This is a genomic window from Streptomyces sp. NPDC050738 (assembly GCF_040654175.1).
In the GTDB taxonomy this organism is placed as follows: Bacteria; Actinomycetota; Actinomycetes; order Streptomycetales; family Streptomycetaceae; genus Streptomyces.
Window position 1 is genome coordinate 220,362 of sequence record NZ_JBFAHN010000010.1, and the last position, 8,359, is coordinate 228,720.

An 8,359-nucleotide genomic window follows, 5' to 3' on the forward strand; every position below is an offset into this window, starting at 1 on the left:
TCAGACGGATTCCGCGATACGGGCCGGGGTGGTCGTGTCCGTACGGCGGCGCCGGATCACCCAGAAGACCCCGCTGCCGACCGCGATCGTCGCGCCGACGCCGACGGCGCCCGCGATGCCGCCTGCCAGGCGGGAGTTGGAGACGTCCTTGAGGCTGTAGCCCGCGAACGGGGAGTCCTCGGTGTGGTGCGGCTTGGTGTTGGCGTCGATGCCCTTGTCGTGGGCGACCTTCTCCAGGCCGTCGGGGCTGGCCGAGGCGTAGAAGGAGACGAAGCCGGCGAGGACGAGGGCGGCGATGAGGCCGGTGCCCCAGATTTTACGAGTGGAGGGGCCCTTACGGGTGGAGGTCTTCGTACGGGCGGCAACCGGGACCGGCGCGGAGGCCGGGGCGTCCACGAGCTCCCCGCCGACGCGCAGCTTGAGCGGGGCGGTGAGACCGCGTGCGCCGTAGACCAGGTCGGGGCGTACGGCGATGACCGCACCCACGGTCAGCGCGGTGATGGCGGCCTCGCCGATTCCGATGAGGACATGTACGCCGACCATCGCGGTCAGCACCTTGCCGATGGGCACGTCGGTGGTCCCGCCGAGCGCGTACATCGCGGTGAAGGCGAGTGCGGCGGCCGGCACGGAGAGCAGCGCCGCGGCGAAGGAGGCGAAAGTGATGGAGCTGCGGCGGCGCGGCAGGACCTTCACCAGGCCGCGGAAGACGGCGTACGCGACGACCGTCGTCACGATCGCCATGTCGGTGATGTTCACGCCGAGCGCGGTGAGCCCGCCGTCGGCGAAGAGGATGCCCTGCATGAGGAGGACCACGGAAACGCAGAGAACCCCTGTATAGGGGCCTACGAGTATCGCGGCCAAGGCCCCTCCCAGCAGGTGTCCGCTGGTGCCGGCCGCGACCGGGAAGTTCAGCATCTGCACGGAGAAGATGAAGGCGGCGACCAGTCCGGCGAGCGGCGCGGTCCGCTCGTCGAGCTCCTTGCGGGCTCCGCGCAGGGAGACGGCTATGGCTCCGGCGGCTATGACACCCGTGGCGGCGGAGACGGGTGTGTTGATGAATCCGTCGGGTACGTGCATCGGAACTCCTCGCGGGCAGGCGGCGAACCGTTCGATGATAGTGCCTTATTGCGAATGGCTTGCAACAGCGCATGGGGGCACACAAGGCGGACGGCTTGCGCCGAGAAATATGCGACATTAGATACGAATCGCCGCAAAGCGTGAGGAGCCAGCCGATGACCCCGACGTATCCCGCCATCGAGGCCCACACCCGGGGCCAGATCGTCTCGGACGCCATCGGCCACCGCTCCGTCCCTGTGGCCCTGCGCTACGACCCCGCGGCCAGTCCGGCCGACGTCCATGTCGTCTTCCCCGGCGGCAGCGACTGGATCTTCGCCCGCGAGCTGCTGATCACCGGCCTGCGCACCCCGGTCCGCAGCGGGGACGTGGGCGTGTGGCCCTGCGGCCGGGTGCAGGCGGTCCTGGAGTTCCATTCGGCGCAGGGGGCGGCGCTGGTGCAGTTCGACAGCGCGGCGCTGATCCGCTTTCTCCGTCGTACGTACGAGAACGAAGAAGTCCCCCGCGCCCTGGCCGGGCACGGGGGACGACTTCACTGACGCGTCACGCGTCGCACGTCACGCGTCGCGCATTACGCGTTCACGAGCTCGCGCTTGTCGTCGGGGTCGGAGGTCCGCTCCGCTTCGAGCTTGCGCAGCCCCTCGCCCTCGACGTCCACGTTCGGCAGCGCCCGGTCCAGCCAGCGCGGCAGCCACCACGCCCGCTTGCCGAGCAGGGCCAGGACCGCGGGCACGATCGCCATACGGACCACGAAGGCGTCGAAGAAGACCGCGATCGCGAGGCCGAAGCCGATCATCTTGATCATCGAGTCGCTGGCCCCGATGAAGCCGGAGAACACCGCGATCATGATGACGGCCGCGGCCGTGACCACCCGGGCGCCGTGCTTGAAGCCGGTGACGATCGCGTCGGCGGGGCGCTCCCCGTGGACGTACGCCTCACGCATGCGCGTGACCAGGAAGACCTCGTAGTCCATCGCGAGACCGAAGACCACACCGACCATGAAGATCGGCATCATCGACATGATCGGACCGGTCTGCTCGACACCGAAGAGCGAGCCGAGCCAGCCCCACTGGAAGACCGCGACGACCGCGCCGAGTGCGGCGACGACCGAGAGAAGGAAGCCGAGGGCTGCCTTCAGCGGCACCAGGATGGAGCGGAAGACGATCATCAGCAGCAGGAAGGCCAGGCCGACCACGAGCCCCAGGTAGGGCAGCAGCGCGTCGTTCATCTTCTGCGAGAAGTCGATGTTCATGGCCGTGGAGCCGGTGACCAGGACCTCGGCGCCGGTGTCGGACTTGATGTCCGGGGCGGCGTCGCGGATGGAGTGGACGACGTCCTCGGTCTTGATGTCGCTGGGACCCGACTTCGGTACGACGGTGATCGTGGCGGTGTCGCCGGCCTTGTTGAACTGGGCCGGGATGACGGCCGCGATGCCGTCGAGCGCCTTGATCTTCTTCTCGATGTCGGTGGCTGCGGCCTTGGGGTTGTCGCTGGTCTTGGCATCGACGACGGCGATCAGCGGACCGTTGAATCCGGCGCCGAAGCCGTCGGAGAGCAGGTCGTACGCCTTGCGCTGGGTGGTGCTGGTCGGCTGCGAGCCGTCGTCGGGCAGGCCCATCTCCAGCGAGGAGACGGGGAGCGCGATGGCGCCGAGGCCCAGTACACCGATGAGCAGGACCAGGACCGGGCGGCGCAGCACCGTGCGGGCCCAGCGGGTACCCATGTTGGGCTTGGCCTCGGTGGCGGCCTCGCCCTTGGCGAGCGAGGTCTTCTTCACGTCGGCGGCCTTGCGGGCCTTGCGGCCGAAGACGCGCTTGCCGACGAAGCCGAGCATCGCGGGGATGAGGGTCAGCGCGATGAGAACGGCGATGGCGACCGTACCTGCGGCTGCCATGCCCATCTTCGTCAGCATCGGGATGTTGACGACGGCCAGGCCGACCAGGGCGATGACCACGGTCAGACCGGCGAAGACGACCGCGGAACCGGCTGTCCCCACGGCACGGCCGATCGCTTCCTCGCGTTCACGGCCCTCGGCGAGCTCCGCGCGGTAGCGGGAGACGATGAAGAGCGCGTAGTCGATGCCGACCGCGAGGCCGATCATCATCGCGAGCGTGGAGGTGGTGGAGCCGAGGTCCAGGACGTTGGCGAGTGCGGTGATCGACGAGACGCCGATGCCCACGCCGATGAGCGCGGTCAGCAGCGGCAGCCCTGCGGCGACCAGCGAACCGAAGGTCACCACCAGCACGATGCCGGCGAGGATGACACCGATGACCTCGCCGGAGCCGGTCTCGGGCATGGCCTGGAGCGCGTCACCGCCGATCTCGACGGTGTACCCGGCCTTCTGGGCGGCGGTCGCGGTGTCCTGGAGCGAGTCCTTGGCCTCGTCCTTCAGCTCCATCGCGTTGACCTTGTACGCGACGGTGACGTAGGCGATGTCGCCCTTCTTGGAGACCGCGTTCGTGGCGTACGGGTCCGAGACCGACTTGATCTGGTCGGAGCCGTCCGTCAGCTCGTTCGAGACCTTCTTGACCTCGGCCTTGGCGGCCGGGTCGGTCATCTTGTCGCCCGACGGGGCCTTGAAGACGATCCGGGCCGTGGCGCCGTCCGAGCTGGAGCCCGGGAAGCGCTGGTCCAGCAGGTCGAAGGCCTTCTGGGCCTCGGTGCCGGGGATCGAGAAGGAGCTGGAGGTCGAGGTGGCTGCGGAGGCGGCTCCGAAGCCCGCGAGGGCCAGGAGCGCCACCCACACCAGGGCGACATAGCGGCGGCGCCGGAAGGCGAACCGTCCGAGCTTGTAAAGGAAAGTGGCCACGAGGGCGGACTCCCGGTCAGGTCGTGGGACGAAAAAGGGCGTATTGAACCAGCCCGACGACGAGAGCGGCGTGTCAGGTGGGGCGTGGTCGTACGGGGACAGCTGGGGAGATCTGGAGGTCAGACGCCGAGGGCGGGGAGGACCACGGCGTCGACATAGTCGGTGAGGAAGGCCCGGTCGGGCGCCTTGTCCTCGATGAACTGCCTGCCGGCGAAGGCGCCGACGAGCATGTGGGTGACGTACTTGAGCGCGGGGAGATCGGCACTGATCTCGCCACGGTCCACCGCGCGCCTCAAGATGCGGTTGAGCCCGTTCATCTCGGGCTCGACCAGCAGCTCGCGCATCGCCTTGTGGAGATCGGGATTGTCGTGGACGGCATGCATCAGACCCCGCATCAGCGCGGAGTCCTCTTCCATCTTGCAGTCGTCCCCGAGCGCCATCGCCGCATGGAAATCACCGCGCAGCGAACCGGTGTCGATCTGGTCGAGCTGCGCCGGCTTGTTGTGCCGCAACGCCCTCGCGACGAGCTCCGGCTTGCTCCCCCACTGGCGGTAGAGGGTGGCTTTGCTGGAGCGCGTACGGGTGGCCACGGCGTCCATGGTGAGGCCGTCGTAACCGACCTCGCGGAGCAGATCGAGCACGGCTTCGTAGAGCTCTGCCTCGCGCTCGGGCGTGAGCCTGCCTGCCATCGTCGACCTCCTCCTGGATGCGAAGCGAAACGGTGTCGTACACCACGACCGTACGCGACGCGTAAACGAAACGACGTCGTTTCGCATGTGGGCTCCGCCACAGCAACCCTGGGCCTGCGGCCTGCGTCCCGGCAGGATCAGGCCCCTGCGGCGATTGAGCAGCGGGGGTCCGGGGGCAGCGCCCCCGGGAGCGGGGATCAGGAACCCGCCCGGCTTCCGGTTGCCGACCCCCTCACCTGCGGAAAACATAGGAAGGTGAGCGACGCCGCGTACCTCCGCTTCCCGCACCTGCACGGCGACTTGCTGTGCTTCGCCGCCGAGGACGACCTCTGGGTCGCCCCGCTCGTCCCCGAGGGCCACCGCCCGGGCCGCGCCTGGCGCATCACCGTCGACCGGACCCGCGTGGGCCACCCCCGTTTCTCCCCCGACGGCGGGTCCATCGCGTACACGACCTGGCGTTCCCTGGACCCCGAGATCCATCTCGCCCCCGTCGACGGGGGCCCCTCGCGCCGCCTCAGCCACTGGGGCTCCATGGACACCCGGGTCTGCGGCTGGGCCCCCGAGACCGCGGACGGCCCGGCGTCCATCCTCGCCGTCTCCTCGCACGGCCAGCCCTTCTCGTACTTCTCCTGGGCCTACAGCCTGTCCACCGACGGCTCCCCGGGCGGCAAGCTCCCCTGGGGCCCGGTCGCGGACATCGCGGTCGCGGACGTCGACGGCGAGCGCCGCACCCTCCTCCTCACCGGCAAGCCGCCCCACGAGCCGGCGGCCTGGAAGCGCTACCGGGGCGGCGCCACAGGCCGCCTGTGGCTGCACGGCGAGCGGATCCTGCCCGATCTGAACGGCCACCTCGACTCCCCCATGTTCGTCGCGGGCCGCATCGCGTTCCTCTCCGACCACGAGGGCATCGGCAACCTCTACTCCTGCCTCCCCGACGGTTCCGACCTGCGCCGCCACACCGACCACGACGCCTTCTACGCCCGGCACGCCTCGTCCGACGGCCGCCGCGTGATCTACCAGTGCGCGGGCGACATCTGGCTGGTGGACGACCTCGCCGCCGACTCCACGCCCCGCAAGCTCGAAGTGCGCCTCGGCGGCCCCCGCGCAGGACGCCGCGGCTATCAGGTCCCGGCCGCCAACCACGTGGACGCCCTCTCCGTCGACGAGACGGGCCGGGCGAGCGCGGTCGTCGTACGCGGCAGCCTGTACTGGCTCACCCACCGCGACGGCCCGGCCCGCACCATCACCGACACCGCGGGCGTTCGCGTACGCCTCCCCGAAATGCTCGGCAGCGGCGGCCAGGTCGCCTACGTGACCGACGCCCTGGGCGAGGACACCGTGGAGATCGCCTACCTCCCCCGGGCCAGCGGCGAACGCGAGCCCCGCCGGCTCGCCTCGGGCGAGCTCGGCCGCGTACTGGAGCTCCTCTCGGATCCGGACGGCGAGCGCCTCGCCATCGCGTCCCACGACGGCCGCCTGCTCCTCATCGACGCCACCGAGGAGTCCAACGGCGAGGTCACCGAGCTGATCCGCTCCATCAACGGCCCCGTCCGCGACCTCGCCTTCTCCCCCGACGGCGCCTGGCTGACCTGGTCGCACCCCGGGATCGGCCGCTCGCTGCGCCAGATCAAGATGGCCCGTATCAAGGACCGCACGATCGTCGACGTCACCAACGGCCGCTTCGAGGACGAGAATCCGGTCTTCACGGCGGACGGCCGCTACCTCGCCTTCCTCTCCTGGCGCGGTTTCGACCCGGTCTACGACGTCCACACCGGCGACCTCTCCTTCCCGCTCGGCTGCCGCCCGTACCTGGTCCCCCTCTCCTCCGCGACCCCCTCCCCCTTCGCGCTCTCCCCCGACGGGCGCCCGGCGGCCGGCGGTCTGGACCCGGTGGACGACGTGGGCGACGGATCGGCGGTCACCGTCGAGATCGAGGGCCTGGAGAACCGGGTCACGCCCTTCCCCGTACGCGCCTCCAAGTACTCCGCCCTGTACGCGGTCAGCGGCGGCGGCCTGGTCTGGCTGCGCTGGCCGATCTCCGGCGCACTCGGCGAGACCTTCGCCAACCCGGCCGACACGTCCGGACGCCCCACCCTCGAACACTTCAACATCGCGAAGGCGCGGCGCACCGAACTGGTCGACAACCTCGACTACTTCGCGCTCAGCGGCGACGGAACGCGCCTGGTGGTGATGGACGAGGGCGAGCTGCGGGCCGTCCCCTCGACCGAGACCGGCGACAACGACTCCACCGTCTATCTGGACCTGCGCCGCATCCTGCACGACGCGGACCCGCCCTCCGAATGGCGTCAGGCGTACGACGAGGCGGGCCGCATCATCCGCTCGCTGTTCTGGGAGCCCGGGATGTGCGGCATCGACTGGACGGCGGTGCTCGACCAGTACCGCCCCCTCCTCGACCGGGTCGCATCGCCCGACGAGTTCGCCGACCTGATGCGCGAAGTCCTCGGCGAACTGGGCACCTCGCACGCCTACGTCACCCCCGCCCGCCGCAACGAGGGCCCCCCGCACTACCAGCGCCCGATGGGCCTGCTCGGCGCCAACCTGGTCTGCAGGGACGGCAGTTGGCTGGTCCAGCGCATCCTCCCCGGCGACTCGTCCGACTCCAAGGCGCGCTCCCCGCTGTCCGGATCCGGCATCCGCGAGGGCGCGATCCTCACCCACGTCGACGGCCGCCCGGTCGACCCGGTCACCGGCCCCTACCCGCTGCTCGCGGCAGCGGGCGGCACCACCGTCGAGCTCACCTTCCAGCCCGCCGAGGGCGAGGGCCGCGCCCGCAGGGTCGCGATCGTCCCGCTCGTCAACGAACGCCCGCTGCGCTACCAGGACTGGGTGGCCAAGCGCCGGGCCGTCGTACGCGACCTGAGCGGCGGCAAGTGCGGCTATCTGCACATCCCCGACATGGGCGGCTCGGGCTGGGCCCAGTTCAACCGGGACCTGCGCCTGGAGGTCTCGCGCCCGGCACTGATCGTGGACGTACGCGGCAACGCGGGCGGCCATATCAGCGAGCTGGTGGTGGAGAAGCTGACCCGCACGATCCTGGGCTGGGACCTGACGCGGAACGCGCAACCGGTCTCGTACGCCTCAAATGCCCCACGAGGCCCGGTGGTTGCACTCGCGGACGAGGCGACCTCCTCCGACGGCGACATGATCACCGCAGCCTTCCGCCTGCTGAAGATGGGCCCGGTGGTGGGCCAGCGCACCTGGGGCGGGGTCGTCGGCATGACGGGCCGCCACACGCTGGGGGACGGCACGGTGATCACGGTCCCGATGAACGCGGCCTGGTTCGACGAGTACGGCTGGTCGGTGGAGAACCACGGCGTGGAACCGGACATCGAGGCGCTGCGCACGCCGCTGGACTGGGCGGAGGGCCGCCACGCACAGCTCGACGACGCGGTCCAGGTGGCCCTGGACCTGCTGGAACAGCACCCGGCGGCGACCCCGCCGGGCTACGGCGCGGTCCCGTCGAAGGTACGACCGAAGCTCCCGCCGCGCTGAACCGCGGCGCACCGGGGCCCGCCCCGCACCCGCACCCGCCAACGGCGAGCAACACCCCACAGGGGGAGCCTGCCTGATCTCGTCAGGCCTCCCCCACCCCCCGACCCGCACCCGCCAACGGCGAGCAACACCCCACAGGGGGAGCCCGCCTGATCTCGTCACGCCTCACCCACCCCACAACCCGCACCCGCCAACGGCGAGCAACACCCCACAGGGGGAGCCTGCCTGATCTCGTCAGGCCTCCCCCACCCCCCGACCCGCACCCGCCAACGGC

5 protein-coding genes are annotated in these 8,359 nt (G+C 70.4%); 2 read left to right on the forward strand and 3 right to left on the reverse strand.

Features of this window, described 5'->3' with window-relative positions:
• Positions 1–1,077 (reverse strand): energy-coupling factor ABC transporter permease, encoded by a 1,077-nt coding sequence (locus AB0H78_RS25375; protein WP_363236860.1) that lies wholly within the window; start codon positions 1,075–1,077, stop codon positions 1–3.
• 155 nt (positions 1,078–1,232) lie between these two features.
• Between AB0H78_RS25375 and AB0H78_RS25380 the strand changes: the two genes are divergently transcribed.
• A complete protein-coding gene (locus AB0H78_RS25380; protein WP_363236861.1) occupies positions 1,233–1,613 on the forward strand; it encodes an SsgA family sporulation/cell division regulator in 381 nt (126 codons plus the stop codon).
• 32 nt (positions 1,614–1,645) lie between these two features.
• On the opposite strand, the gene AB0H78_RS25385 is transcribed toward AB0H78_RS25380, so the two are convergent.
• Positions 1,646–3,883 (reverse strand): MMPL family transporter, encoded by a 2,238-nt coding sequence (locus tag AB0H78_RS25385; protein WP_363236862.1) that lies wholly within the window; start codon positions 3,881–3,883, stop codon positions 1,646–1,648.
• Between the two features lie 119 nt (positions 3,884–4,002).
• Entirely contained in the window at positions 4,003–4,572 is a 570-nt protein-coding gene (locus AB0H78_RS25390; RefSeq protein ID WP_363236863.1) for a TetR/AcrR family transcriptional regulator, read from the reverse strand.
• Between the two features lie 255 nt (positions 4,573–4,827).
• Here AB0H78_RS25390 and AB0H78_RS25395 point away from each other — a divergent pair, with 255 nt between their 5' ends.
• Positions 4,828–8,085, forward strand: a complete 3,258-nt coding sequence (locus tag AB0H78_RS25395) for a S41 family peptidase (protein WP_363236864.1) — start codon at positions 4,828–4,830, stop codon at positions 8,083–8,085.
• Positions 8,086–8,359 lie beyond the last annotated feature (274 nt).